Annotated in this window: 25 protein-coding genes and 1 tRNA gene; 13 read left to right on the top strand and 13 right to left on the bottom strand. The window is 65.1% G+C overall.

Annotated features, from left to right (window positions below):
- Positions 1 to 96 precede the first annotated feature (96 nt).
- The 4 genes from CHINAEXTREME_RS03095 to CHINAEXTREME_RS03080 are packed head-to-tail and all read left to right on the top strand — an operon-like array spanning position 97 to position 3,174.
- Positions 97 to 327 (top strand): hypothetical protein, encoded by a 231-nt coding sequence (locus tag CHINAEXTREME_RS03095; RefSeq protein WP_007141004.1) that lies wholly within the window; start codon positions 97 to 99, stop codon positions 325 to 327.
- Positions 324 to 1,148 (top strand): cytochrome c oxidase subunit II, encoded by an 825-nt coding sequence (locus CHINAEXTREME_RS03090; RefSeq protein ID WP_007141003.1) that lies wholly within the window; start codon positions 324 to 326, stop codon positions 1,146 to 1,148. Before CHINAEXTREME_RS03095 ends, CHINAEXTREME_RS03090 begins: the two co-directional genes overlap by 4 nt.
- Positions 1,141 to 2,919: a b(o/a)3-type cytochrome-c oxidase subunit 1 gene (locus tag CHINAEXTREME_RS03085; protein WP_010546451.1), complete on the top strand. Its 1,779-nt coding sequence runs from the start codon at positions 1,141 to 1,143 to the stop codon at positions 2,917 to 2,919. The genes CHINAEXTREME_RS03090 and CHINAEXTREME_RS03085 overlap by 8 nt, the downstream gene beginning before the upstream one ends.
- Complete coding sequence (locus CHINAEXTREME_RS03080; protein ID WP_007141001.1) at positions 2,920 to 3,174, top strand: hypothetical protein; 255 nt, start codon at positions 2,920 to 2,922, stop codon at positions 3,172 to 3,174.
- Positions 3,175 to 3,308: 134 nt separating this feature from the next.
- Here the strand turns inward: CHINAEXTREME_RS03080 and CHINAEXTREME_RS03075 are convergent, their stop codons facing one another.
- A complete protein-coding gene (locus CHINAEXTREME_RS03075) occupies positions 3,309 to 3,617 on the bottom strand; it encodes a DUF7091 family protein (RefSeq protein ID WP_007141000.1) in 309 nt (102 codons plus the stop codon).
- 129 nt (positions 3,618 to 3,746) lie between these two features.
- Between CHINAEXTREME_RS03075 and CHINAEXTREME_RS03070 the strand changes: the two genes are divergently transcribed.
- Positions 3,747 to 3,854: transfer RNA gene (locus tag CHINAEXTREME_RS03070), tRNA-Ile, on the top strand.
- Between the two features lie 328 nt (positions 3,855 to 4,182).
- Here the strand turns inward: CHINAEXTREME_RS03070 and CHINAEXTREME_RS03065 are convergent.
- On the bottom strand, positions 4,183 to 4,449 hold the full coding sequence (locus tag CHINAEXTREME_RS03065; RefSeq protein ID WP_076738697.1) for a HalOD1 output domain-containing protein: 267 nt from the start codon (positions 4,447 to 4,449) through the stop codon (positions 4,183 to 4,185).
- A 682-nt stretch (positions 4,450 to 5,131) separates the two neighbouring features.
- Here CHINAEXTREME_RS03065 and CHINAEXTREME_RS03060 point away from each other — a divergent pair.
- Positions 5,132 to 5,515 (top strand): DUF7857 domain-containing protein, encoded by a 384-nt coding sequence (locus tag CHINAEXTREME_RS03060; protein ID WP_007140998.1) that lies wholly within the window; start codon positions 5,132 to 5,134, stop codon positions 5,513 to 5,515.
- Positions 5,512 to 6,186, top strand: a complete 675-nt coding sequence (locus CHINAEXTREME_RS03055; RefSeq protein ID WP_007140997.1) for a nucleotide-binding protein — start codon at positions 5,512 to 5,514, stop codon at positions 6,184 to 6,186. Before CHINAEXTREME_RS03060 ends, CHINAEXTREME_RS03055 begins: the two co-directional genes overlap by 4 nt.
- Positions 6,187 to 6,196: 10 nt before the next feature.
- Here CHINAEXTREME_RS03055 and CHINAEXTREME_RS03050 read toward each other — a convergent pair whose 3' ends face one another.
- Positions 6,197 to 7,690 carry a DUF7125 family protein gene (locus tag CHINAEXTREME_RS03050; RefSeq protein WP_449289594.1) on the bottom strand — a complete coding sequence of 498 codons (1,494 nt, stop codon included), beginning with the start codon at positions 7,688 to 7,690 and terminating at the stop codon, positions 6,197 to 6,199.
- 31 nt (positions 7,691 to 7,721) lie between these two features.
- Between CHINAEXTREME_RS03050 and CHINAEXTREME_RS03045 the strand changes: the two genes are divergently transcribed.
- The 3 genes from CHINAEXTREME_RS03045 (at position 7,722) to CHINAEXTREME_RS03035 (ending at position 11,387) form a co-directional block, all read left to right on the top strand.
- On the top strand, positions 7,722 to 8,177 hold the full coding sequence (locus tag CHINAEXTREME_RS03045) for a pyridoxamine 5'-phosphate oxidase family protein (protein ID WP_007140995.1): 456 nt from the start codon (positions 7,722 to 7,724) through the stop codon (positions 8,175 to 8,177).
- A 167-nt stretch (positions 8,178 to 8,344) separates the two neighbouring features.
- Positions 8,345 to 9,988, top strand: coding sequence for an HPP family protein (locus CHINAEXTREME_RS03040; RefSeq protein ID WP_007140994.1), 1,644 nt, complete (start codon positions 8,345 to 8,347; stop codon positions 9,986 to 9,988).
- A 358-nt stretch (positions 9,989 to 10,346) separates the two neighbouring features.
- On the top strand, positions 10,347 to 11,387 hold the full coding sequence (locus CHINAEXTREME_RS03035; RefSeq protein WP_007140993.1) for a PQQ-binding-like beta-propeller repeat protein: 1,041 nt from the start codon (positions 10,347 to 10,349) through the stop codon (positions 11,385 to 11,387).
- On the opposite strand, the gene CHINAEXTREME_RS03030 is transcribed toward CHINAEXTREME_RS03035, so the two are convergent.
- Genes CHINAEXTREME_RS03030 through CHINAEXTREME_RS02985 form a run of 9 tightly spaced genes read right to left on the bottom strand, consistent with a single transcriptional unit; the run spans position 11,384 to position 22,939 of the window.
- Positions 11,384 to 14,287 carry a DUF7286 family protein gene (locus tag CHINAEXTREME_RS03030; protein WP_238593337.1) on the bottom strand — a complete coding sequence of 968 codons (2,904 nt, stop codon included), beginning with the start codon at positions 14,285 to 14,287 and terminating at the stop codon, positions 11,384 to 11,386. The two genes, CHINAEXTREME_RS03035 and CHINAEXTREME_RS03030, sit on opposite strands and share 4 nt — an antisense overlap.
- Positions 14,288 to 14,289: 2 nt before the next feature.
- The gene (locus tag CHINAEXTREME_RS03020) at positions 14,290 to 15,441 is read right to left on the bottom strand and encodes a DUF7284 family protein (RefSeq protein WP_007140990.1); all 1,152 of its coding nucleotides are present in this window, start codon (positions 15,439 to 15,441) and stop codon (positions 14,290 to 14,292) included.
- Entirely contained in the window at positions 15,438 to 15,914 is a 477-nt protein-coding gene (locus CHINAEXTREME_RS03015; protein ID WP_007140989.1) for a DUF7285 family protein, read from the bottom strand. The genes CHINAEXTREME_RS03020 and CHINAEXTREME_RS03015 overlap by 4 nt, the downstream gene beginning before the upstream one ends.
- The gene (locus tag CHINAEXTREME_RS03010) at positions 15,892 to 16,797 is read right to left on the bottom strand and encodes a DUF7283 family protein (protein ID WP_007140988.1); all 906 of its coding nucleotides are present in this window, start codon (positions 16,795 to 16,797) and stop codon (positions 15,892 to 15,894) included. The genes CHINAEXTREME_RS03015 and CHINAEXTREME_RS03010 overlap by 23 nt, the downstream gene beginning before the upstream one ends.
- 39 nt (positions 16,798 to 16,836) lie before the next feature.
- A complete protein-coding gene (locus CHINAEXTREME_RS03005; RefSeq protein WP_007140987.1) occupies positions 16,837 to 18,570 on the bottom strand; it encodes a type II secretion system F family protein in 1,734 nt (577 codons plus the stop codon).
- 5 nt (positions 18,571 to 18,575) lie between these two features.
- The gene (locus tag CHINAEXTREME_RS03000; protein WP_007140986.1) at positions 18,576 to 20,537 is read right to left on the bottom strand and encodes an ATPase, T2SS/T4P/T4SS family; all 1,962 of its coding nucleotides are present in this window, start codon (positions 20,535 to 20,537) and stop codon (positions 18,576 to 18,578) included.
- Between the two features lie 5 nt (positions 20,538 to 20,542).
- Positions 20,543 to 21,004 carry a DUF7311 family protein gene (locus CHINAEXTREME_RS02995; protein ID WP_007140985.1) on the bottom strand — a complete coding sequence of 154 codons (462 nt, stop codon included), beginning with the start codon at positions 21,002 to 21,004 and terminating at the stop codon, positions 20,543 to 20,545.
- Positions 21,001 to 21,825, bottom strand: a complete 825-nt coding sequence (locus tag CHINAEXTREME_RS02990; protein ID WP_007140984.1) for a DUF7310 family coiled-coil domain-containing protein — start codon at positions 21,823 to 21,825, stop codon at positions 21,001 to 21,003. The genes CHINAEXTREME_RS02995 and CHINAEXTREME_RS02990 overlap by 4 nt, the downstream gene beginning before the upstream one ends.
- Positions 21,826 to 21,850: 25 nt before the next feature.
- Entirely contained in the window at positions 21,851 to 22,939 is a 1,089-nt protein-coding gene (locus tag CHINAEXTREME_RS02985; RefSeq protein ID WP_007140983.1) for an ATP-binding protein, read from the bottom strand.
- A gap of 75 nt (positions 22,940 to 23,014) precedes the next feature.
- Here CHINAEXTREME_RS02985 and CHINAEXTREME_RS02980 point away from each other — a divergent pair, with 75 nt between their 5' ends.
- From CHINAEXTREME_RS02980 to CHINAEXTREME_RS02970, 3 genes are read left to right on the top strand one after another with little or no spacing between them, the layout of a single operon-like run.
- Complete coding sequence (locus CHINAEXTREME_RS02980) at positions 23,015 to 23,518, top strand: DUF7382 domain-containing protein (protein ID WP_007140982.1); 504 nt, start codon at positions 23,015 to 23,017, stop codon at positions 23,516 to 23,518.
- A gap of 11 nt (positions 23,519 to 23,529) precedes the next feature.
- Positions 23,530 to 24,855: a hypothetical protein gene (locus CHINAEXTREME_RS02975; protein WP_007140981.1), complete on the top strand. Its 1,326-nt coding sequence runs from the start codon at positions 23,530 to 23,532 to the stop codon at positions 24,853 to 24,855.
- Positions 24,856 to 26,073, top strand: coding sequence for a hypothetical protein (locus CHINAEXTREME_RS02970; protein WP_007140980.1), 1,218 nt, complete (start codon positions 24,856 to 24,858; stop codon positions 26,071 to 26,073).
- A gap of 186 nt (positions 26,074 to 26,259) precedes the next feature.
- On the opposite strand, the gene CHINAEXTREME_RS02965 is transcribed toward CHINAEXTREME_RS02970, so the two are convergent.
- Positions 26,260 to 26,535 carry a PadR family transcriptional regulator gene (locus CHINAEXTREME_RS02965; RefSeq protein WP_007140979.1) on the bottom strand — a complete coding sequence of 92 codons (276 nt, stop codon included), beginning with the start codon at positions 26,533 to 26,535 and terminating at the stop codon, positions 26,260 to 26,262.
- Between the last annotated feature and the right edge of the window lie 138 nt (positions 26,536 to 26,673).

Genomic DNA, 26,673 nt, shown 5'->3' with positions numbered 1-26,673 from the left:
ATTCCTGCGTATGATGGCTACTTAAAGGATGCACCCGTTCCCATCCTGCTGGAACGACAGGGAGGGGTAAGTCCTACCCGTTCACTACCCTCCCGTATGAGTTCGGCGACAGAGCAAAGTGCGGAGCGGCCGGATACGGCCGCAGACGTCGACGGACCGATCACGGAGATCGGTCACGACGAGTACGATCCGATCGGGACGTTGGTGCTCATCGGACTGTACTTCCTGATCCTGGTAGCACTGTGGTTTTTCATGTACTTCGTGGAATTCGTCGGGAACGACCCGACGGTCGTTAGCTCGATCCTGATGGGGGTGGGGCTCGTATGAACATCCACACGTACGAAAAAGCGTGGCTGATCGCCGCGATGCTGTTGATCGTTGGCTTCATTGCAACGATCACGTACGGGTCGATCGGCCTCGGCATCGCGATGGTCGACGACGAGGGTGGCTCGATAGACCCCAACGAGGTCTTCGACCACGAGGAGTTCAGCGACCCGGGGGTCCAGCAGGTCGGTGAGGACGAGTACGAGGTCTACGTCCGCGCACAGACGTTTACGTTCGTCCCCGACCCCATCGAGGTGCCCGCCGGCAGCGAAGTCACCTTCCACGTGACGAGCCCCGACGTGATCCACGGCTTCAGCGTCGTCGGCACGAACGTCAACACGATGGTCATTCCCGGCGAGATCTCCACGATGACCGTCGAGTTCGACGAACCCGGCGAGTACGGCCTCGTCTGCAACGAGTACTGCGGTCCACAACACCACGAGATGTCCGGCCAGTTGATCGTCACGCCCGAAGAGGACTTCGACCTCACCGAACTCTCCGCCGAGGCGCCCGACGAGGTCGCGACCGGTGAGGAGATCGAGGTCACCGCTACGGTGACGAACGGCCAGCTCGAGGACCTCGATACCACCGTCACGGCCGAGATCGGCGACGTGACTCTCGAGGAAGACGTAACCGTCGCGGGCGACAGCTCCGAGGAGGTTACCTTCGCCGTCGACAGTTCGGACCTCGGCGAGGGCGAACACGACTGGACGGTCACCGTCGACGACTACGAGGAGAGCGGCCAGGTGACGGTTGGAACGGACGAGGACGACGAAAACGACGAAAGCGACGACACGACCGATACGGAGGACGACAATGAGTAACGCGACGACCGCATACTTCGAGGATTTCCCGGAAGAGTCTAAAGTCATCCACTCGGCGTTCTGGAGCTCGTTTATCGCGCTCACTATCGGCGGCCTGTTCGGGCTGATCCAGGCGCTTCACCGGACCGACGTGTTCCGGTTCATGGACTCGGCCGACTACTACACTGTCCTGACCGCACACGGGGTGTTGCTCGCGCTCACGTTCACGATCTTCTTCCTCGTGGGCCTGTTCACGTGGGCTGTCACGACCAGCCTCGACCGCGGGATGGTCGATCTGCGCTTCACGTGGGGCTGGTACGGCCTGATGGTGCTGGGCACGATACTCGCGGCGGTCCCGATCCTCGCTGGCTTCACCGACTCCATCGACATGAGCGCGAGCGTGCTGTTCACGTTCTACGCGCCGCTCGAGGGCCACCCGCTGTTTTACGTCGGGCTCGTCCTGTTCGTCGTCGGGAGTTGGCTCGCCGGGGTCGACTGGTTCCGTACCTGGTGGGCCTGGAAGCAGGACAACCCGGATGAACGCATCCCGCTGCCGACGTTTATGGTGCTGACGACGACGCTGATGTGGTACCTCGCGACCCTCGGCGTCGCCGTCGCCATCCTCGCCTTTATCCTGCCGTGGACGCTCGGTCTCGTCGACGGCATCAACCCGCTGCTGACCCGGACGCTGTTCTGGTTCTTCGGCCACCCGGTCGTGTACTTCTGGCTGCTGCCGGCGTACATGATGTGGTACATCATGCTGCCGAAATTCGCCGGCGGAAAGCTGTTCAGCGATCCGCTCGCACGCGTCGTGTTCGTCCTCTTCCTGATCCTCTCGGTGCCGACCGGGATCCACCACCAGTACCTCGACCCCGGTATCGCGGAAGGGTTCAAGTTCATCGCCATGACGAACACGATGTTCCTCCTGTTGCCGAGCCTGCTGACCGCCTTCACCGTCGTCGCGAGCATGGAACACGGTGCTCGTCAGCGCGGCGGGAGCGGCTACCTCGGCTGGCTGAAGGCCCTGCCCTGGCGCGACCCCGTCTTCACCGGGATGTCGCTTGCGGGACTGATGTTCGCCGCAGCCGGCTTCTCCGGGATGATCAACGCCGGCATGAACATCAACTATCTCGTCCACAACACCTTCTGGGTCGTCGGCCACTTCCACCTCACCGTCGGTACCGCAGTCGCGCTGACGTTCATGGCCGCCTCCTACTGGTTCATCCCGCAACTGACCGGCAAGCGCCTGTGGAACCGTTCGGTCGCGCTGGTCCAGGTCCTCCTGTGGTTCATCGGGATGACGTTCATGTCGAACGCGATGCACCGCGGCGGTCTGTTCAGCATTCCCCGCCGGACGGCCGAACCCCAGTACGAGGAGTTCGCGTTCGAGGCCGGCGTCGGCTCCGTCGCCGAACTGGATCTCCAGGTCGCACTCGGGGGTACCCTGCTGTTCCTCTCGCTCGTCCTGTTCCTCGCGAACATGGTCGTGACCGTCTTGGGGGACCGCGCCGAGAGCGGTTCCATCCCGGCGAACACCTACGCCGATACCCTCTCCGGATCCGAGGACGCCCCCCTGATCCTCGACAACCTGAAACTCTGGACGACCATCGCAGTCGTTCTGGTCGTGTTCGCGTACACGCTCCCGATACTGAGCGTGATCCAGGACGGCGGCCTGTTCGGCTACGAGATCAACGGCTTCCCGGTCAGCATCGCGCCGTTCCTTCCCGCCGAACTGCCCGCCTCGCTCGAGACCGTTACCGCTGCCCTCCCCGAGATCGAGGTGATCCCGTAGATGCGTGAGATGCGGGTCTCCCCTGAGGCGCTACTCGTCGCCGCGGCCTTCATCATCCCGTTCGCGGTCGAGTTCCGGACCGTCCTCTCGTGGGTCGGGATCGAACTCACCGCCCTCGAGACGGCCCTGCTCGGCCTGGGAATGATCCTGGCGTTGCTCGCGTGGGCCTTCCGCCCGGCCGACGACGACAGCGAAGAGCGCCCGAAGCGGAAGGGTGACGGCGGACGCCCGAACCCGAACGAAAACAGAGGCTGACGCCGCCCTCGGGCCTTTCATCGATCGCTGATTCGACTCTCGAGGCTGATCGACGCTCGGATCTGCGGTTTCCGTCAGTCAAAACCGGTTCGCGTCCGCGATTCTCCGCTTCGTTTCTCCGACGAGTCGGTCGACTACCACGTCTCGATCCGGCCCTCGTGAACGTCCTCGACACAGCCCTCGCAATCCGGGTGGCCGTCCTCGTAACAGGCCGGCCGGTACCGGTCGTCCAGCATCGCCGCCCGTTTCTCGGCGTAGCGTCGACAGATGATCTTCGCACGTCCCGCCTCGTCCGACGGGAGCGCGCGTGCGTTTTTCGCCACCTCGTACGCCTCGCGGGCCTCCTCGAGTTGGCTGTCCGTCGACTCCCGTATCTGTTCGTACTGCTCGCCCGCTTCACGGAGTTTCGACCGCAGGAACCGCTCGAGTCGACGATCCGGCATTCACCCATTCGTTCGGTCGCCGGTCACATAGTCCCGTCGCCGGCGCGCGCACTCCGGGCACCTAGTGTGTCGAAAACCGAGAGACGGAGAGTAAGCGTTAACTTCCGGCCACGTTTTCCTCCGAGTAGAGGGCCCTTAGCTCAGTCTGGTTAGAGCGCTCGGCTCATAACGAGGTCGGACACCGGTGCGATCGCGTGAGACACCGAGTGGTCGATGGTTCGAATCCGTCAGGGCCCATCCAGAAACTGCACGGTTTTGAGCCGATATATTTGTGTGATATCGGGTCTCTGTCACTTACTATCTAATCCCGAGTAATAATTGAATGTTGTAGGTATAAAATATTTTATCTTTTGGGTGCAGATCACTGTCATCAGTACTTCTCTGGTGACCAACGGAGAGAGGGTAGTTACTCAATCAGGGGCCGACCCACTCCGATGGAACGGCCAACAGAGGAAGTCCACTGTCAGCGGACTAGTTCTCCGAACATAGCTAGCGAGGGATGCGTGGGTTCATCTAGAGCATATAATTCAGGCACTGCAAATCTCGGTTCGTCCGACGGATGCGCTCAGGCGAATTCCCGATCCGGTTCCACGAGCGGTGACGGCTCCTCGATCGTGATCTCGCTGCCGTTGGCGATGCGGACGGTGTATCCCTCGTACTCGAACTCGATCGTTGGCCGTCCGCGATCGGTATCAGCCGTTCGACAGATCGCATCGAGTGCGTCGGTATCGACCGCGGAGTGAAGCGGCGGATGCAACTCCGTCGACGGCACACCTTCGCGTTCTGCGACCTTCTCCACGACTCGGTGGCTGATGGGTGGATCGGAATGCATGCTCCCCGCTGCCAGATTCTCGGTAATAAAAGCCCGTGTCGTTGTAATGACGCTCGTCTGCCACCCGTCAGACAACGTCCGGTTCGCTCGTGGCCGGGCCGGGGGGCCTTCACCCAGTCTTCGGTGGAAACGACGCCACGACGGCATCGATCGACCCGCACCCTCGTCAGTCCGGTTCCTCATCCATTCCCGAACAGGTGCCAGCAGCCGACATGAGCGAGTACGAAGCCCGGTCCGATCCCACCCGGCAAGGCGAGTCTTTTCAACCCCGTCGCCCCTGCTCGCACGAATCCGCCCGTCCAACTCGAATGAGGGCCGCGAATCCGGTCGCGACGACGAGCATGAGCAGGGGTCAGTCGGTGGGTGGTTCATCGTCGGTCGTCCGGCACGCGTCGAAGGAAGCCTCGAGCCTGAATCGATCGATCGACGCGATCCGTGGCCCCCACACTCGGGGGGCTTCAGATAGCGGTCGACCACTCGGTCCCGCAGTTCGAGCACTCGAAGATGCCTCTCACGCCGCCCTCGAGCGATCTTTTCTCGAGTAACTCTCCCAGGCCGTCACATTCCGGGCACCGAGCGTTCATCGACCCTCGATATTCGGTCCCAACGTATGAGTTGCGGTTCCAATCAGTTTGGTCTCGCCGTCCGAGAGTTTAAATCGGATCGAGCGGCCACCGTCCCCATGGCCGATTCGATCGATCTCGAGACGAACACTACCCCCCGCCATGGCGTCACGTTCGTCAGCGTGACTGTCACGAACGGCCGGGCGACGCCTCAGCGCGTGCGGCTCGAGCCACGGTTCGACGCGCCGGTCTGGACCCCGAGTGCCAGGCGCGGGGCTGCAGTCGAGTGGACCAACGGCGCGTGGCGGGGCGTCGTCGACCCGGGGCGAACCCGCGGACTTGGGTTCGCGACTCCCGCCGATCCCCGGCCGAAGCCGGTCGAGGTCACCGCTTCGACCCGCATTTCCGGGGCAGACGGGCTGTCCTCGCCGGACACCATCCTCGATTCTCTCGAGTCCGGCTCGCCGGCCGGCGTTCCGCCGTCGACGTCGATCGACGGATGATCGTGGCAGTCGGAGGTGGCAAAGGGGGCGTCGGCAAGACGACCGTCGCGTTGAACCTCGCCCGGGAACTCGGGGCGGTCGTCGTCGACGGTGACCTCGCGACGGGCGATCTCCCCTCTTTCGAGGGTCCGACGCTGCACGACGTGCTCGCCGGTCGAGCCGACCCCGACGACGCGGTCGTCGAGCACGGTGCCGTCCCCGTACTCTCGAGCGGTCGCTCGCTCGCTGGCGTCCGGGCGTCGCTGCTCTCCGAACTCCCGCGGGTCCTGCACCGACTGGAACGCGAGCGGGGACGTGTCGTCGTCGACTGTCCCGCGGGGCTCGCCCGCGACGTCGGCTATCCGCTACACGCGGCGACCGTGGCTGTACTCGTAACGATCCCGGAACGGGCCGCTATCGTGGATGCGGTCCGTACACGAGCGCTCGCTCGGGACCTCGGAACGCCGGTCGGAACGATCGTCATCAACCGGGCGTCCGACGACGGCATCGCGGGGATCGCAGACCGACTCGAGTCGAAACTCGGCACTGGAGTCGCAACCCTCGCGGAGCGGCCGACGATCGCCGTCGCCGCCGAACGCGACAGGCCGGTCCGGGACGCGTATCCGACCTGTCCGTCGGTCGACTCCTTCGCGTCGATCGCGAGCACGCTCGAGACAGCCACGGAGGAGTAAGTCCGTACCGCTACTCCTCTTTTCCCTGCCCGTCGTCCCGTTCCGCGGCGAACTCGAACGCGGTGGGGTCACCTTCCGAACCGAGACCATTCCGCTCGCCTTTCTCACGCCGGTCGAGTTCGACGATCGGCGATCGACGGCCGTCGGGCCGAAATTTCGGTACCGCGATGCGGTGCTCGACGCCCGTTCCGACGCCCGCGCTGATCGTCCGGACGTCGAACACCGCATCGGCGAGGTGCAGCGTCGTCGTTCGTCGGTTCGGCTCCGCGCCCCGGAGACAGTGCAGTATGGCGATTCCACCCGTCTCGGACATCCGATCGGCGACGGCGTTCAGCACGTCCGGGTACGCCTCGCCGGCCGTTCGCTCGAGCGGAGCCACCGAGTCGATCACGAGGTTCGCACCCTCCGGTAACTCCCCGATCAGTCGGCGCGCGTGTTCGACTGGCTCGTCCCGGTCGAGGCGCCGTACCGTCGGGTTGCCGGTCCGGACCGTCGTCGACTCTATCGCCCGCTCGACGTCGTTCCTCGAGCGATCGGTCGTCAGGTACAGCGTTCCTCTGGTCGCGGTCGCCTCGTAGAGGAGCCGTTCCGACTGACTGGCCGGATGAGCCGTCACGGCAACGACCGTTCCGGGCGGTACGCCGCCGAGTGTCCGATCGACGGCGCGGTTCCCGGTCGAGAGCAGGGACTTCGCCGACCCTTCCCGATCGCTGCCGGGGGACGGGGTCGCGGTCGCCCGGCGGGCCACTGCAGCCGCGAGGTCGTCGAACGCCGTTCGCGCGGCGGCTTCCGTCAGCGGTGACTCGCAGTCCGGGACGGTGCCGAGAACCGGGATACCGAGGGTCGACTCGAGGGTATCGGTCACTCCATCGGTCAGGGTGACGATCGCACCGGCGATGGGGGTATCGAGTCGGCGCGCGATTTCGACCGTCGTGGCGGCCGCGTCCAGGCCGCGGTCGGTGGCGGTCGTCACTACGACGACCGCGTCGGCGTACTCCAGTGGTTCGACCGCGTCGGGGCCGGCCCCGGACGGACAGTCGACCAGTACCTCGGCGCCGGTTCGCTCGAGGCGATCGATGGCGAGTTCGAAATCGACTTCGGCCCGCTCCGACGGCTCCGGTGCGGGGACGATCCCGACGCCGGCACCGACACCGTCGCCATCGGGTCCCTGCCGACCCTGGACGACCGCCTCGAGTTCCTCGTCGGACGCGACATCGACGAGCGTGGGGTTCCGATCCGCCCCTGCGACGACGTGCAGGTTGGGCAACTGTCGGTCGGCGTCGACGGCCACGGCGGGCGTGCCCGCTCTCGAGAACGCGTCGGCCAACCCGATCGTCACCGTCGTCTTTCCACAACCGCCTTTCGCGCCGGCGATAGCGAACATGCCGCGATTGGTCGCGCCTTCCCATTTGAACCTGTAGCCGTCGGCCGGCATCGCTGTATCACTGTCCCCTCTCAGCGCGGCGGCCAGCGCGTGACGGCCGTGGTTTTCGACCGACGGCACCATTATTAGAATAGAACGTGTATTGGTAACTATGCTCAATGACCTGCTCGAGGAGTCGAACACCGCGTCGATGAGCGAGGAACAGATGCGGACGCTTCTGGAGGAGGAAGGAATCGGCATCCTCGCGCTGCCGACCGAGGGCGTCCCGTACGTCGTCCCGATGTCGTTTGGGTACGACGGGGAGTCGATGCTGTACTTCGTCTATCTGCTGTTTGGAACCGAAAGTCGCAAAGAGGACCTTTCTGACGACGTCGGGCGCGGGCGGTTTCTCGTCTACCGCGCCGAATCCGTCTACGACTGGCAGAGTATATCCCTGACCGGTCGGATCGTCGCCGTCCCGGACGACGAATGGGACACCCTGCGGGACGCGATGCAAAACGCCTGGCACCCCAATATATTCGCGTCCGCGAACCCGATGCGCGGCGTTCGGGGTTACCGGTTCCGGATCGAGTCGTGGACCGGGATCCAGCAACGGGACGGAGCATAGATTTCGGTTCGGGACTCCCCTTCCGATGCCCGCTCGAACGAAGGCCGTGGGGTCGTCACGGGTGCCAGTAAGCCGTTAGATGGAACGCGCCCGACTCCCGGTCGTTCGAAATTTGACGTTCTGCGACCAGCGTAACGCCCTTCTCCGATCCAGCCGTAACGAAACGTATGCTCGAGGGTCTCCGGTCGCGCGTCCGTGCGATCGGGTCTCGGCTCCGTCGAATCGAACGGCGCGAACGACGCGAACTGCGGGCGTGGCTCGAGAACACGCGAAATCTGATCCGCCTCTCGGCGCTGCTTTTCGTCCCGGCGCTGCTCGGTTTCGTTACGGCACTGTCGAACGCCGTTCCTGCCCTTCCGTTCTTGCTGTTTCCGCCGCTTGCGTCCGGAGCGTACACGCTCTTTTCCGAACCGGAGAGCGAGTACGCCTCCCCGCGGCGGTTCGTCGGAGGATTGACGTTGGGCGCAGTCTGTGGCTGGATCGCACTCGAGGTCGTCGGACGATATGGGTACGGCAGTTCTCCGGGAACGTTCGAGGCCCACGCCGGCGCCGCGGCCTTCGCTATCTTCCTCACCGGTTCGTTCACGTGGCTTCTCGATCTGGAGGAAGCACAATCGTTCTCGACTGCATTGCTCGTGCTCCTCACCGAACCGCTCGGAACGAATGCCGACGGTACCGTCATCGGCGTGTTCCCCGGCCGAACGGGCGCCGCGATCGCCTACGTGTTCAGCGTCTTCGTCGCGACGTCGCTGGTCGCTGCCGCGTTCGTCGGATGGCGGCGGTGGTTCTTCGAGCGACGCGCTCATCTCCTCTATGCAAGCACGACGGCCGACGACGCAGTGCTCGTCCCGATTCGAGGTGACCGTCCCGGGGCGACTGCGATGCTCGGCGCTCGCCTCGCGGCCGCACACGAGGCCGGCAAGGTGGTGCTCCTCGAGGTCGTCGATCGAGAGTCGGTCGACGATGTCTTGGACGGCCAGTCACCGAACGGGCTGGACGATACCGGCAGTGAGGAGGAAACTGATGACCGTGAAGAGCAGGCCGCGGGAGGCCACCCAACTCACAGTTCGGCGCGATCGGGTCCGGATGCAGACCAAGGGGACCCCACACCAGATGGGGGTGACGGCCGAACACGCGCCGAAACCCGAGTCGGAACCGAAACCGCCGAACGGATCGAGGAATATGCTCGCGAAATCGAAGCGGAGACGAACGTACCCTGTCAAGTCGCCGTCGTCGCGGGCAACGAGGACGATCCGACGACCGTACTCGCGGCTGCCCGGAAAACGGAGTGCGATCTGATCGTCGCCCCCTACGAATCACGTGAGGGCCACGACCGAGAGGGGCCGTCAGGGTTCGTTCGTGACCTCCTGCACGGGGGGCTCGACGTTCTGGTTCACCGCTCGAAGAAGGGCCGGGACGACTGGCAGCGAGCACTGGTCCCGGTTCGCCGCGAGAGCGATATCGCGCATGCGATGGTCGACTTTGCGACGCGGCTGGTGGGTGACGGAACCGTCAGTGTCTGTCACTGCCTCACTCGAGACCGGGACCGCCGACGGGCCGAACGAATGCTCACACGACTTCTCGAACCGTTCGACGGGAACGCCGACAGCGTGGACTGCGATTTCGAAAGCCGTGTCGTCGGTGATACACCGGAGGCGTTCGTCGCCGACCGCGCGACGCAGTACGACATCGTTCTCGTTGGCGCAAGTACCGATCGTTCCACGGTGTCACGCATCGTCTCTACACCTACCGCCGAGCGCATCACTGAACTCGACTCCGACCTCGCAATCGTTGCGACTGCTCGAGAATGATCGACGCCAGTCGGTCTCTGGTGGCCGATTCTCCTTCGAGTGGTGACATTTGGTTCGTTGCAATGAGCTCGAATCCAGTGTTGGCGCACAGATTATTTGCTCTAAAACAGTTAAAACTAGGTTGATGGAGGATATATCAGCGGTTCAAAAGTAATAAATGTATTACGAACGGTTGTCTTCACACAGTGACGACTGTATGCAACGAAGCAACAGAACTCGCCGTCAATGGCTGCGGACGTGTGCTACGACGGCGTCCGTCCCCGCACTCGCAGGATGTGCAAGTTACCTGAACGAGAACGAAGATGGTGCCCCGTCCGACTCGCTCCTCCGCGACCGCCCGGCCAGTGCCGAGTGGCGCATGTACGGCGTCGACCTGGCGAACACCGGTCACCAACCCGATGCTCGGGGCCCCGATGGGTCGGGAGACGACGGTGTCGACGTCGACTGGGAGTTTGAAGCCGACGACTCGTTCGCCGCTACGCCGCTTCTCATCGACGGAACGCTGTACGTCGGCTCGCACGACGAACGGTTCTACGCGATCGACCCCGAAACCGGCGACGAGGAGTGGTCGGTCGACCTGGAAACCTCGTTGCGCCCAACACCCGCGTACGCCGATGGCAACTTCTACTTCTCCGGCAACCGCGAACTGCTGTCGATCGACGGCGAGTCAGGTGACGTGCGATGGCGCGAAGACGGGACGAACTCCAACCCGTACTATCCGCTCGTCCTCGACGACTCGACGGGAGTCGTTACCGACGACGAGCACATCTGGCGGTTCGATCTCGAGACTGGAACCCTCGAGGAGCCGATCGATCTCCTCCCCGATCCGTACGAGATGGGTGTTTCAGAAGCACCGGCGATCAGCGACGGGACCGCGTACGTCGCCTACGAGGACCGGCTCGGTGCGATCGACCTCGAGACCGGCGAACGCGAGTGGGAGTTCGAAAACGAAGCAGGCGAGATTCTCCACCACATTAGCCCCGCCGTCGCGGACGGATTGGTCTACATCGGCGATGTCGAGGGGAACTTCTACGCCGTCGATACCGATTCGGGCGACCTCGAATGGGAGTACGAAGCGACGACGGAAGTCGCCTCGAGTCCGTCCGTTGCGAACGGGACGGTGTTCTTTGGGGATAGTGATCGAGTCATCGCACTCGAAACTCAGTCTGGTGATCTAAGTTGGGAACTCAAAATTCAGTTCTCCCCAGATCCGAAACCAGTAGTTGCAAATAGCATGATATACATTTGTTCATACTATGCTGTTTATGCAATCGATATTGAATCTGGAGATTTGGGTTGGGAATACGATCTGGGTGAACCGGCGATAGCATCACCAATTGTCGCGAATAATTCAGTTTATCTAACTAGCCACGAGAATACACTATTCAAAATTAGCTAAACATCGCCTATTTCTGTCCAATTATCGGATTCATTGGTCTCCTGTCCAGTATTACCGACACCTGGACTGCCTCGAGGCAAGAGCTGTGGGCTCGGAACGAACGTAACGACTGGAACGGAGTTTTCGAACGCTATTGGGTCCACTGAACCCGCTTTGACTTTGCCGTCCGCATTGGTTGCATCGATATAGACCGCTTTGTCCTCTCTGACGTAGGTCGTCGAATCAGTTCGCGGCCCGTCACCGCTCGTCGCTCTCACTTCGAATCGAGCATATTCGCCCTTGACGTCTACTTGCCAGGCATCCAGTTGCAGGAAGAAAAACTGCGGCCATGGAACGACCGGGGCACCGGGAAATCCCACCTCGTTTTCGTATTTTGCTCCCAGCGGTGCATGCGCAGCTGGTGCCGGGTTTAACGGCCCGTTACCGTCCGGCCGTACTGCCGGTACTTCCCCCCGTTCGACCGTTTCGAGCGGAAGATAGGTAGGCGATCCGTCGACAACGAGTCGAACGTCTTCGTGTAACGGCGACCCACCGGCCAGAGCCCATTCATCGTGGGGGTCGTCGCCGAGTGCCTCTTCCGGATTGGCCAACACCCCCTGGAAGAACCCGACGCTATCCTCGAGCATGTCGTTTGCTCCACCCAGTAGTTCGCCGATCATCTCGTCGGCTGCGTCGTTCGAATCATCGTGAATCTGGCCCATCGTTTCGATCCATGCGTAGATGTTCTCGAAGTATCGCTGGCGAACCTCTGCCCGGGCCATATCCGGTGCGTTCTCGTACGAACCGTCGATCCCATCGTAGACGACGTCGTCTTCGAGTTCGGCGACCTTCGATTCGAACTCGTAGATCGGACTCTCGCCGGTCACCATGTCGAACAGATCGACCTCCAGCGGTTCGACCTCCGTAACGACGGTTAGATGCGTTTCCGATAACTCGTTCTGGAGCCAGGTATCGATATCGTCCTCTTGTAGGTCGAGTTCACCTTCCGTATCGTAGTCGATCGCCGATTCGAAATCGTCTCTATTGAGGATCGTACTCGACTGCGACTCGATGCGACTCTCGAGCGTATCCTCGCTTCGCGTTCCGAATAGCTCCTCGACAGATTCCATCGCCGCACCGTCGAAATTGTCTACTCCGATCGGTCCGGCTGCCCCTCCTCGTTCGAGTGCGGTTTCCATTCCTCTCGATCTATCGACGGTCGCATCCGGCGCAAATTCTCCTGCGATGGTGAATTCCGCGGTATATGTGATGCTCTTTCTATCTGAATCGATCGTCACATTCGACGCGTTCCCATGTCCTTCCCAGTGGACTTGTTCTTGAACCACATTTTCAAATGTGATATTAATATCTACCAAGTTCCTCTCTAAGTCGGCTGTATCCTCTTTTCGCTCCGAAAACCTCACATCAGCACCGTCTCCAGGGAAGATGAGATACTCCCTTCCTTGATAGGTATGATTTTCGCTTCCAGTAGGGCCCTCCATAATATTAGCATCCGGGAGAGTGTTTTCACGGATTATATTCTCCTCAAGAGAAATTTCTGCCTTATATATGCTAGAAACTGATTCTTTAACACTGTCGGTACTTTCTATTTTATTTACTTCTGACTCTAATTTCCCTACTACGTTTTTGAGTCCAGTTACTTCTTCTGCATTTATCAATTCTTCTTGATAATGGGACTCTAAATACGTCTCGTCGAAGCGATCACTCTCGTTCAAATCTTCGTAAAACTCGTCTTCTAGTCCGTCCATCGTAAAGCCAGTTGTCTCGACGAACGCGGCCTCCGCGAACGGATGAATCTCTAACTCCACTTCCATCTCGCCGCGTACATAGTCCTCGAGGACGAGCGTCAATAGCTCCTGAATCGTCGGTGGATCCTCGAGTTCGCCCTCGACGTCGCCGAACACGTAATCGCTCTCACAGAGCGTTTCCATGTCCTCGAGATCGGCGTCAACGACCTCTTCGCCGAGGTCGACCGCGAGACATGCTGACGCACCTCTCATCACGCGATCCTCGTACGGGTCGACGGCCCCGTCACCGAACGCGTCTTTCTGGAGTGCAAATATCGCGTCGTTCGCCAGCACCTCGGTGTGTTCGTTCGGCGTCACGTTTTCGAACGCACGTTCGCTCGGGTCGTTGTCGAGGCGGTCGTAGTAGGCTTTGCCCCAGACGAGCGGATACAGCCGGGCTGCGAGCTTGCGGCTGAATCCCTCGTAGCCGTCCGCTTCCCGGAACCCGTCGTTGAGGCCCCGTTCGAACCGTTCCGTTCGCTCGTGGAGTTCGAACAGCATCGTCCCGACGGTGACCGTTATCGGCCGTCGGTCGCGAACCCGGGTACTCCCGTCGTCGCTCTCGAGGCGGATCGAGACGCCTTCGATCGTCGTTCTGAGGAGTCCGGTCGTTGGACCGTCTCCGTCACCGTCCCCGTTCCGGTACTCGAGTTCGACGCGATCGATCGCCGCTTCGACGCTCGCTCGATCGTTCCAGTCGACGGGCTCGAGGTCGACGGTCGTCTCGGCCGAGCCGCGCAGTTCCTGCCCGGCCGCCGGCAGCGTTCGCTCGGCTTCGGCGTAGATCAGCAGCTTCAGATAGCGTTCGAACTCGTCACCATCGGGATCAGCTATCGCGTTACCGACCGGCGTGTCGGCGGTCGTTCCGAGCGGCGCCCGGGCCGCATCGTCGGTCGCGTGCAGGACCGCCCTCCGCAGTTCGGACTGGACGAGCGGTTCGGTTCGATCGAGCGCGAGCATCGGATTCGCGTCGACTTCGGCTTCGTCTCGCGATTCCAGGATGCCGATGACGGTAACACTACTCAACAATAGCAGGACGCCGATAATCGCGAACGGCACCCGCGCTCGGTCGTCGAGCGAAACTCTAATCGTGTGCGGTTGCTGGCGTGCCATCGTTACGGTTCCCAGGTCTGGACGGTGATCGTCGCCTCCTCGAGGGCGATCGACTCGACGAGCAGGTCTTCGACGCGTTCGTCGGCCGTCTCGTCGTCGTACTTCCGGTCGATCTCCTTGAGTTCGGGCGCGAGGGCGTCGTTTCGAAGGTCGTCGGCGATCACGGCCGCGAGTCCGTTCGGTTCGTCCTCGTCGCCGAACCATTCCTGCAGGTCGTCGAGTATCGTCTCGGGCCCCCGCTCGCCGTAGACGAGCCGCTCGTTTGCGGCCGTCGCGTTAGCGGTGCTCCGGGAGAGTGGTCCCCCTTCGTCGTCCGGGTCGTCGAACTCGACGCCGACGGCCGCCGCCGTCTCCCGGTAGTGGTAGACCTTCAGCGACCGGTCCAGTCCCTGACTCTCGAGAGCATGCTGGGACTGTTCGGGCGGGAAATACCCCTCGACGAGGCGCTCGGCGAGCAGTTCGGCGACCAGCGCGATCCCCTCTTCTCGATCGTCGCCGCGGTCGTAGGCGTCCCTGATCGCCGCCTCCTCGAGTGGCGGGAGGCCGCTCGAGACAGCGATCGTCGCGCTGCCGACGTCCTCGTCGACAGGCGGTCGTTCGCCGGCCGTCGCTGTCCCGCGGATCGAGGCGTTCTCGTAGGGCTCCCAGACAGCGACGGCGTAGACCCGGTGACGGTGGTGATCGCGATCGCGGTCCGCACCGACGAGCGCGCTCCCGATCGATCCGTCGACTGCGTCCTCGTACTCGTCGCCGTATGCCAGCAGCTCGTGGTCGCCGATCCGTGCGTTCGTGACCGCCGCATCGGCGAGCAACCCGGTCGCCGGACCGTACTCGGCGCGTTCGTACGCGCCCGGGGGCGTCAGCTCCGGCGGGACGTAGACGTCGCTCGATTCGACGCCGCCGACGTCGTACTGGATCGAGAGCGTCGTCGCGGCGAGCGTCTCGGTGGTCCGTTCCGCACTGGTCCCGTCGAACCGTTCGGCCTCGGTTCCGTCCTCGAGGTAGAGACCCAGGACCAGTACGCTCGCGCTGATCAGCAGCAAGGCGAGTGCGACGTCGAGGACGGTGCTGACGGCGCGCTCGTCCGTGCCGTTTCGGATCGACCGGTTCGAGCCGTTGTCCCTCGCTCCGCTACTCGAGTGTCTCCCCCTCATTGGGACCACACCTCCACCCGAAGCGTCCCGCCGCGGACGTCTCCCGGCTCGAGTTCGACCGGAACCGGCCGAGTCGCGACACCGGTGTCGGCCGGCGGGTCCCCGACAAAAGTGGGATCGCGGACGGTTCCGTCGGCGTGGAACCGGGCGTGGTCGATCACGTGTTTTTCACCGTCGTCGACGGTCGTGATGGTGACGTGGACCGTCTTCCCTTCCGGGAGAGAGTCGATCCGAACCCGGTTCCTGATCGCGCCGTCGTTCCCGCCGATTGCCGTGAAGACGCCGTTTTCGGAGACATCGTCCCAGACGCGGTCGATCGCGACCGACTCTGGCGTTCGATCGGTCGTCTCCCCGAGGACACCGGTGAGGTAACCGCCGTACAACCCGACGGCGAGACCGATCGTCGCGACGGCGACCAGCGCCGCCAGCGGCTCCGTCTGACCCCGACCCCTACGTGCTGACGAGCGTGACATGGTAGGCCTCCGGAATGGACGACGTTCGGTCGACGTAGCCGAGGTCTTCCACAGGGACGTCGGTCCCGAGCGTTCCCTCGCCGTGGTCACAGACGTCGACTCGTTCCCCTGCCTGCGGAATCTCGACGGTCGCGTCGCAGAGAGTGTCGCCGCTCGTCCCGACCCGAACGGTGAGGGGGAACTGGAGCGTGTTCCGGTCGCCGATATCGGTGTGGTCGAGCACCACGCTCCCGGAACGGGAGTCGGGGATTTCGTATGTCTCGACGTCGCCGCCGAGCGATCCCTGTCCACCGAGTCGGAGCGGGACCTCGCGGTTGGTCTCGTAACTGAACTCGAGTTCGTCGGTCTGCTGGCCCGGCAGGTCCGCGGTTTCGACGGTGACCGAGACAGTGGGCGAGGGCATCGTCCGGACCGCCCTCGTTCGCAACTCACCGTCGGCGCGTCGCCACTCGCCCGCGTTGTCCTCGTGGGCCGCCCTGACGTCGGTCAGGAACGCGTCGACGCCGCTTTCGTTCGGTGCAGCGATCTCTGTCGCGTATTCCTCCGTGACCGGGGTGCCGGATGTAACGTTCTCGAGTCGCTCGTGTCCGGTCACCGGGACGACCTGTCCGTAGGCGATGCTCGCGTGGGCGGTACCGTGGTCGTTTCGCATGGTGATCGTCTTCCCGTCGATCCTGATGGCGTCGGCGTCGTGCTCGTAGGTCGTTGTCACGTATCCGTTCGCATCCGCCGTTCCGGCGGCTCGTTCGATGGCGTTTGCCGCCGCCGTCGCGTCCGGCGGCGGTCCCGTCGGCAGCCCGAGTGCAATACCGGCCGTCGCGAGGGTGAGGAGGCTGACTGCGAGCCAGACGTACCACGCGTCGGCGGGCGTCTCCAGATCCATGCCGGCCGTGGCCGCGTGTTCGTATTTAAACCTCAGCGGCTACAGCAGGAGATCGATCGCGACGATCGCGACGACGTACACGACCGTCGCCGACAGGAGTGCCCGCCCAGTATGGTAGCCGAACAGCGCCCCGTCGAGTCCGTACCGCAGGGCGTAGGACAGCGGTATCAGCACGAAACACAGCGTGAGGACGAACGCCCCGATCGAGAGCGCGAGCGGGTCCGTCGGGAACGCGGTCGACCCCGTCGTTCCCTGCACGTCGATGCCGGCCATCATATCCGCGAGCCCGACCGTCGCACCCGCTACGAGCGGACCGAAGCAGGCAGCCGTATTGTCCAGCGTTCCCGTCACCTGCTCGAGGTCGCGTTTGGTCTTTCGCTCGAGTTCCTCGAGGTCTTCCAGGTGGTCGGCCATCGAAACGATCGCCCGACCCGCCGGCCGCCCTTCGTCGGCGGCGATCGCTAGCAGGGCCGCCGTGCTGCGGGCCCGTGGGCTTGGCACGGTCCGGAGGGCCCCGTACTCACCGAGGAAGGCAGCTTCGACGTCGACGTGCAGGCGACGCTGGAGGGCCGCCGCGGTCCGGAACACCTCGCCGGTTTCGGCCGGGACCCGATCGCCGGCGAGTGCGACTGCGGACTCGACGGATTCGCCCTCCGCGACCTGCCGGCCGACGAGGTAGAGTGCGTCGGTGAGGTGGGCTTCGACGTCCTTGACCGAGTGGCGAACCGAGAGAATCGGGTCGTAGATGGCGAGCAGTCCCGTTCCGAGGCCGAGTCCGACGCCCGCGACCGGCGCGAGGTGGGGGTATCCGACCCGGCCGATCGCCGCGTGGGCGGCGACGCCGACCGCGACGCCTGCGAGGGATCGCCTCCACAGCCCGTCGGGGAGGTCAGGGTGGTCGCGATCGACCGATGGCGGCGGGAACGCGACGGGTCGGCGGACGAGCAACCAGAGGCTCGCGGCGACGAGCACCGCCGGGAGAGCGACGTTGTAAAGCAGCACGACCATCCAGATGTTGACCGGCAGCCCGACCATCGGGACGGCGGGGACGAGCGCGACGAGCGCGAGCGGAAGCATCACCCCGAACGCGAACAGCGCACTCGTCGGGGCACGGATCGCTGCAGTGAACTCGGCCATCCGCTCGCGGGTCCCGTCGAGTATCGCCTCGAGCGCACGGTCGAGCGTCCGGGCCCGTTCCGCCTCCGGGGCTTCCTGTGCCGTCGCGAGCAGGTGCGCCGATCGTCGCAGTGCGGGGAACCGATCGGCCCACTCGTCGGCGAACGAGAGAAGCCCGGTCTCCGGCGTCCCCAGCGAACGATCGATGTGGGCCGCGAGACTCGCTGCCAGCGGCCCACGTCCGGTCTCGGCTGCGAACCGGACCGCGCTCTCGAGGGACGGCTGGACCTGCATCCTGAGCACCGTTCGGCCGACGAGATTGGGCGCGTCCCCCAGTGCCTCGGTTCGCTGGAATGCGGCGATCAATCCCGGCAACGAGTGTACCGCATGAATCGTCGCCAGGGGAACGAGCACCAGGAACGGAAGCACCGACACGAGCGGAGCAGGCGTTACGGTGAGGAACGCGACCGGAAGGGCCGATGCCACCCCGGCACCGTACCCCGCACGGACGACGGTTTTCGGCGGCAGATCGCGCTCGAGACCGAGAAACGACAGCGCTTCGGCGAGTTCGTCGCCCGGCTCCACCGGCCACGGATACAGCGCGGCGAACGCTCGAGCGAGGGTGACGAGGGGGTGAGTCACTTCCGACGACGCCATGCGGATCACCCGTCACCCCTTCGGTGGCTGCGATCGGCGTACGCTTCGGCGACGTCGCCCGGGCTCGTGCGTCCGTCCGCGGCGAGTCCGGCGAGGGTTTCCCGGCGCGCCGCGAGCGCCGCCCGGACGTCCGCGTACGTCTCCCCCGGACCGGCGAGGTTGTCAACCAGGCGGCTCTCTCCACGGTCGATCCGGCCGGTCGGACGAGCGTCCTGCCCCTCGAGGGCGTAGAGCGGTTCGAAGCGGACGTCGACCTGCCGTCCTTCTTTGCCGGCGTCCACCAGCACTTCCTCGATGCGGGCGAGTCGCCGCGTTCGCCCCGTCGGGGTCCGGTAGGTCTGGACGGTAACCACGAGGTCAGTCACGCCGAACGACGAGGGTTCGACGCCCAGGTCCGAGACGACCCGTTCGTAGACGTCGTCGGCACCGTCGCCGTGGATCGTGCCGAGGACGGCGTTGGCGTTCGCTCCGACTCGCATCGCCTCGTAGAGGACGCCCGCTTCTTCGCCGCGAATCTCGCCCACGACGAGCGCGCCGTCACCGAGTCGGAGCGCAGTCCTGAGTGCCTCTGCCGGCGAGAGTTCGGGTCCGTCGCCTGCGCCGGTACGCAGCGCCTGTACGTCGCGGCCGACCGACTGGAGGGGGTCGACGGGGAGTTCGGGGGTGTCCTCGATGATGACGGTCCGCGTCTCCGGTGCCAATTCGTACAGCAGCGTTCCCAGCAGCGTCGTCTTCCCGGCTCCGCGCGTGCCCGCGATGAGAACTGCCGCGTTGCGTTCGATCGCGACGGAGAGCAGGGCCGCGGCCGCCGCGGGAACCGTTCCGTTCGCGACCAGCGCGGGCAGGGTGAACGCGTCGTCGGCCTGCTCGCGGAACGCGAACGCTGTCCCGTCTGCGACCGGATCGGTGACGCCCGCGATCCGAACCTCCGTTCCGTTCTCGAGGGCGGCCGTCGCGTCGACGGTCGGCGTCGCCCGGGAGAACGCCCGTCCACTGGTTCGCCGGACCCGGGAGCCGAGCGCACGTGCGCCCGCCGCGGTCAGGGAGACGTTCGTCGCCATCGATTCCCCGTCGGCGACCACCCGCAGCGGGTTCCGCGAGACGGGCGAGGTCGCGTAGACGTCGGTCACCGCCGGGTCGGCGAACAGGTCCTCGAGCACGCCGTAGCCGGCGGTGTGTTTCGCGAGGATCGAACTCACGAGCGGCTCCACCTGCTCGCCGTCGCTCACTCGCTCGATCGCCCGCGAGGCGACGCGTTCCCCCTCGACGGCGCCGGTCGCGATCGCTTCGTAGCCGTCGATCAATCGCGTCCGGTTCTCGGCCGACAGCGAGAGGTCGACGACGTCCAGGGCGTACAGCGGGATCCCGTCGTCTCGATCGTAGATCCGTGCCTCGCTGCCGGTCTCGAGCGACCGGACGTCCCGGAGTCGTCCCTCGAACGACCGATCGACGACGTAGTGGCCGATCTCGACCCCGACGGAGGGGGCGAGGTCGGCGTAGTCTTCGACGGCGCCTGCGGCTTCGATCAGACCGGCTTCGGTCCCGAAATCGGCGACGCGGTCGACCCGCGTCCGCAACTCCTCGCCGGCCGCGAGGGGGTCCGTCGCCGCCGCCTCGGCCAGTCGTTCGTGATCGTCCCCGATCAACTCGAGGAACTGTCCAGCGGCGACGAACAGGAGGACGGCCCGGTCGTCGTACCGGTACTCGAGTCCCTCCGAGCGGACGATCACCTCTCGGACGCTCCGCTCGACGAGCGCCTCGACGACGGTCCGGCGGCACGTCGGGGCCTCGAGCAGGTCGCCGTCGTCGGGACAATCGTCGGCATCGACGATCAGTCGACCCTCGTCGAACGCGGTCGCACACGAACACCGGCCCGGGGTATCGTCGTCGCGAGATGTGACCCACAGCTCGAATCCGATCCGCTCGAGCGCCGGGCCGATAGCCCGTCGGGTAACGTCGCCGAACATCGTCCTCAGTCGGTGGCGACGACGACCGGGTCGCCGTCGCCATCCCGCTGGAGCGTGAGTGCGAGCGTGCGCCGTTCCCCGACGCCGCCCAGTTCGACTGTTTCGTTCGCGGTCGGATCGGCGTGGACGATCGGCGCGTCGATCGGGTGTTGGCGTTCGGCCCGGCCGTCCGCGGCGTAGGACGCGAGGCTTCCGGTCTCGTCGATCCGTTCGATCCGGAGGTGCGCGATCGGAGCCGTCGTCAGCGAGTCGGCCGGGAACGAGAGCGTCACGGTTCGACGCGGTGCAGGGACGCCATCCGGTGTTGGTTCTTCGCTCTCGAGTAGCGACACTGCGGCGTCGTCGATCGCTGCGACGTCACCGGCGAATCCTCGTTCGCTCGCTACGCCTGCGACACTCTGGATCGCCGGGAGCGACAGGGCGATCACGGCGACGGTGAGCAACGCGGCGAGGACGTACCTGATCATAGCTTCGTTCGAAGCGCCGCGAGCAGTCCGGTTGCGGCGTCGTCACTCGTGTCTGAATCGTCCGTCCCTGGTTCGCTTCTTGCCGTTGCACTCGCGTCTTGGTTCCTCGAACCTCTCGATTTCGGCACGTCGCCCGGATTCGACGAGGGGCCGTCCTCGAGTCGCCGGTCGACCGACCGCTGGTCCGCCGGAACGACGGTCGACTCGTCGGCGTCAGCGGACGCTCCGGTCCACGTTCGCCCGGCCGATTCGGGAAACGACGGCGTTCCGGCGTCGTCCCGGTCCCGTTGCGACTGGCCGTCGTCCTCGTCCGTCGCATCCGCCCCCTCGACGATCGCTGCCGCCGTTCGTTCCGGCGCCTTCGGCTCGGTGCTCGTCGAGCGCTCCGTTCCCACCGCTGCGCTCGTCTCCGGGTTCTCGCGTGCGGTCGTCGCCGATCGTTTCCGGCCGGACTCGTCGTCCGGATCGGACTCGGTTCGATCCTGCTGTCCGGTGCTCGCGTCAGGGTGTCCGTCTCCGTCTTCGTCTCCGGATGCCGGAAGCCGGCGCTCGAGGCGATCTACGGCCGCGACCGCCGCCGCAGCCTGTCGCTCCACCTCCTCGTTGACCGCCCGGAGCTCGCCCGTGAACCCTTCCAGCGATCCGGTCCGACCCTCGAGGTCGGCGAGCCGACGCTCGTGTTCTTCGAGGCGCTCCTCGAGATCGGAAATCGCCGCGAGGGCCGACTCGAGATCCGCAAGCTCGTCGACCCTCGCGTCGCCGTCGACGACCGCACGTTCGACCGCGGCGAGCCGTCGCTCGAGTCGCTCGGTGTCGGTCATGGGCGGTTTCGCCGACCGATCATACTTAAACCTCGGCACCGCCTCCCCGGTCGGACCGATCCTCGTAGCCGGCGACGTCGCTCGCTCGTGGGCTGTCCCCGCCGTGGGGGGTGTCCCGCTGCCGGATCCGGGCCGCGTGCACCGTCTCGGTCGCGTCGTCGATCACGACGACCTCGCCGGGCCGTTCGGGCATCCGGCTGGCCAGTGATCCCTCGAAGTACGTCGGCTGTGCCGCCTCGAGCGCGTCCACGTCCGCGCCGGCGGTGAGCCGGTGGGTAACGAGCACGTCGGACTGGGAGATGCCGACCGGAGGAACGGCGCTCGGCCGCTGGGTCGCCGCGACCAGCGTGATGCCGGGTGCACGCCCTCGCGTGAGGATCGTCCGGAGGGCTGGTTCGGCGACCCCGTCGAAGAAGGCGTGAGCCTCGTCGAGCAACAGCCACGGGAGGCGGTCGATCGTATCGTCGACGCGGGCCCGATAGAGCCCCTCCGCGACGCCGCGACAGACGGCGTTCATCGGCGCGGCGTCGAGTCCGGAGACGTCGACGACCGTCACCCCGGTGGTCGCGAACTCCGCCGCAGAGAGGCCATCGGCGTCGAAGACGTCCCACGAATCGGCCAGCGACAGGTGGTTGATCGTCGCGCGACGATCGGCGGTCGGCGCGTCGGCGGAATCGATGCACTCGCGCATGCCGTCGAGCGTCGCCGCCGAAAGGGCGGCCTGCCAGACCAGTCCGCCGGCCCCGCTTTCGGGCGAAAGCCCGAGCAGCTCACACCAGGAACGGGGATCGAGCGCGCCGGGGGCGACGGTCGGCGACTCGAGGACCGTCGCCGGAACCGGGTCGCCGTCCGCCGGTTCCGAGAGCGTACGGAACGCGCCCATCGGGTCGATGATCACGGGGGCAACCCCCGGTGTCCGCGCGAGCGCCTCCGCGATCACGCCGAGCGTGTAGGACTTTCCGTATCCGCGCTTTCCGACCACGAGCACCGCGTGGGGCCGATCGAGGTCCAGATAGAGGGCTGCCCCGTCGCTGCCGTCGAGCGCCCGGTAACTGCCCAGGCGACCGACCGGCCCGCTCTCGAGGTCGTCTTCGCGACCGAGTACGAACTCCATCGTCGGTCGTTGCCCGGGCATCCCTTTTCAATCCTCGTCCCGGGGTTTAAACTGGAAGCCGGGGCCAACCGGGGTATGCGATCGAAAGCAGTCGCCGGGAACGAGCGTCAGCACTCGGGCGCAGGCGACTCGTTCGCTGACGACGACCGCGCTATCGAGGGATTGCCGATCCGGCTCGTGATCGCGCTCACGGTCGGTGTCGCGGCACTGGCGCTCATGCTCAATATGCTCGGAGGAATCGGTGACGTCGGCGACACCGAGGTTACGGTCGAAGTGGCCAACGACGACCAGGTCGTCGAGGCCGACTCGGATGCCGACGTCTCGGTCTTCGTCATCGACGAGAACGGAAACAACGTCCAAGACGCGACCGTCCTCGTCTCGGCCGGCTCGGCTCAACTCAACGGCGTCGAGGAGGCTCACACCGGGGCGGATGACAACGAGGCCGTCGTCGAACTCGAGGAACCCAGCCTTCGGGCCGACCAGGACATGGGGACGCTCGAGATCGACATCGTCCCGCCCTCGGACAGCAACTACATCGACGAACAGCCGAACCCGGAGATCATCGTCACGGAGGCCTGACGCGACGGGCGATGTTCGAACTCACGACCGCGATACTGATCGTCGTCGCGTTCGGCGTACTCCTCGGAATCGGACCAGCGGTCGTCATCTTCGGTCTGACGGTCGGATTCGAGGCCATCGATCGGACCGTTCCGCGGGCGGTCGCCGTCTTCGTCGCCCTGGTACTCGCCACAGGTCACGGGTACGCGATTGGCCTGCCGGTCTCCGGCCAGCAGATTGCCGGCGTCGGCGAGACGACCCTGTTGCTCCCAGTCGCGGTCGGAACGTTCGTCATCGCCGCGCTCGGCCTCTATGCCCACAGTCAGGCCGAAACGGTCGCCGCCGACCTCCCGCTCGAGGCCGCCCGGCCAGCGCGTCGCGAACGCGGCCTCTCGGCGGCCGCCCTCGAGTCGGTCGACGCGGCCGGTCGAGTGGCGGTCGCCGCGACCGGCGCTGTTCACGGTCTCGACGGCCACCCGTCGCTCGATCCTGCTCTCCGCCAACGACTCGAGACCGGTTCGTGGCGACTTCCGGCGGACCTGCCGCTGTCGGCGCTCGAATCGCGGCTCGAAGCGCACCTTCGAACGAGCTACGACCTGGCCGCCGTCTCGGCGTCGATCGACGAACGAGGTCGCGCGACGATCGCCGCGGCCCCGCCGGCGAACGGCGTCTCGAGTCGCGTTCCCGAAGGGTGGCGTGCAGTCACGATTCGGGCGCTCGTTCCGACCGGGCTGGCGGCGACCGATACGATCGTCGTCCGAACCGGGTCGGAGGCCGTCCGCGGGCGAGTCCTGAGCGTTGGGCAGGTCCCTGACGAGGGACACTCGGCGGCATCGGCTTCAGAGCCCGAAAACCGGGGCCTCGAGCGAGTAACCGTCGCTGTCCCGACCGCCGACGCCGACCCCCTGCTGGAGGCCGACCGCGCTCGGATCGTCGTCGTTCCGGGACCGGACGGCGGCGGAGCCGACGCCGATACCGCGGCGTGTGCCCTCCTCGAGCGGGCGGATCAGTCGATCCGTTCTGTCCCCTTCGGTCGTCTCCGCTCCCGACTCGCCTCGAGCGACGTCGACGCGACGCTTGAGGACGACGTCGCCGTGCTCGCGGCGCGAGTCGGGACGAGGGATCCGGAGCACGACGACCGAACCGCGACCGTCGAGGACGCCGATCGTTCGTGGGTCGTCGATCCGGACATCGCGTCCGTTCCGCTCGAGTGGAGCGACGCAGTGATCGTCGCCGGGACGCGGACGACGATGAAACGCCTTCTCGATCCGACGGTCGACTGCTCGTCGTCGCAGCACTCGTCGAGCCGGGCAAACGCAGCGGAAGAGCCCGCGTCGTGTACCGGGGAGGTGAGTTGAATGGCCGTCGTCCTGGCGACTCTCGTCACCGAGTGGACCGAAACAGCCCTCATCAACGTCCTGGGTTTCGCCCTCCTCGCGACGATTGCCGCGACGGGGATCGCGTTCGCGTACCGCCGGTACGGGACGAGGCGTCTGCCGATCGGCGTCAGTGCTCTCGCCGGACTGGCCGCCGTCGGACTTCCATTGAACGTCGCCGCTACCCGGGGAACCGCGGTGATCGTCGGAACCGATCCGTTTCACCACGCGACTGCCGTCTACGTCCTCGGGGCTGCGTTCGCCGGTACGGTCGCCGCCGAGGGCGGACGGCGCATCGGTGACCACCTCGCCTGCGAGGTCTACGGGATCGAACCGATTCCGGACACCGTCGAGGCCGCTGCTGTCCTCCGGTCGGCGCGATTGTCCGGTCCGATCCATCTCCCGGAGACGATCGCGGACGCCGACGGCTATCCCGTCGTCAACCGAGAAACCAAGCGCACGCTCGAGGGACGGACGATGCTGTTTCCGCACGCCCTGTCCATCGACGACCTCGAGTCGCGGCTGATCGATCGACTCGAGCGGGACTACGGCATCGGACACGCCTCGGTGGACCTCGCCCGGGACGGGACCGTCGAACGGCTGGCGATCGGCGGGCGTCGTCGAGGGAGCAGCCGGACCCTCCCGCCCGATACCGCTGCCGTCGCGGTACGTGCGGATCCACCGGCGGACGCGACCGCCGGGGATCCGGTCGAACTCTGGACCGATCGCCCCGACGGAGTCGATTCGCGGCGGCTGGCTGCGACGGGAACGCTTCGAGCGACCGACGAAACGACGGCGACGATCGCTATCGACCTGGCGGACGCATCGGCGTTCGATCCCGCCGGGAACGGCAGTACCGCTTCAGGTCCAGAGTATCGACTCGTTACTCGCCCGGAGATGCCGACGGCCGTTCCCGAGCTCCTTGCCGCGCTCGAGACGGCCCCCGAGACGGTCGTCCGCGCGAGGGTCGAGTCGGGGTCGGACCTCGAGAACGAGTTCGTCGACTGGGTTCCGGGACGTGTGCTCCTGGTCGAGCGAGGACACGAGGATGGCGGTTCCGGGACCGAACTCGTCCCGTTTCCGGCTACAGATCACACGCTGTCTGCGGGCGATGCGCTCTACGCGCTCGGGACGCCGGCCGAGTTAGAACCGCTGTTCGCGACCGGTGCGGGATCCGTCGACGATTCGGCCGAGGAGTAACGGCTCCCTCGCCGACGGGCGAGGGAACGGACGACCGGATTCCAGCCGGCGGTGACGAGGTCGTTCGGTCGTCGTTCGAACGCGCCGCCGTTCGTGGCCTCCCCGTGGCCCGCTTCTCCTCCCGGTGGCGGCGGAGCCGTCTCTCTCGGAGCCTCGAGGCGCGGTCGCTCGTCCTCGGTGAGTCAGTCAGACGTCGACGTACTGTCGTTCCCACTCTCGGCGCTTCTCGATCGCTCGACGACCGTCGTCGGTGATCGCGTAGTAGTTGGTTCGTCTGTCGAGCTGTCCCTTCTCGACGAGTTCCTTGTTGACGAGCGTATCGAGGTTGGGATAGAGCCGCCCGTGGTTGATCTCGGAACTGTAGTACGTCTCGATCTCGTCTTTGACGTCCTGTCCGGACGGCTGGTCTGCGCCCGCGATGACGTACAGGAGGTCGCGCTGGAATCCGGTTAAATCGTCCATGTTTCACCCGTCTAATCAAACCACACGACTGACTATTTGTTATCGGCGGCGTATTACGACCGTTGGACGCGTTTTAGACGACTTACTGTGACTTGTGTCGCCTTGAGTTGGGTTTCACTCTGTATAATGGTTGATTGG

Origin of the sequence: Halobiforma lacisalsi AJ5, from assembly GCF_000226975.2 — an archaeon.
Classification (GTDB): domain Archaea; phylum Halobacteriota; class Halobacteria; order Halobacteriales; family Natrialbaceae; genus Natronobacterium; species Natronobacterium lacisalsi.
This window is presented reverse-complemented; position numbering and strand designations above follow the sequence as displayed.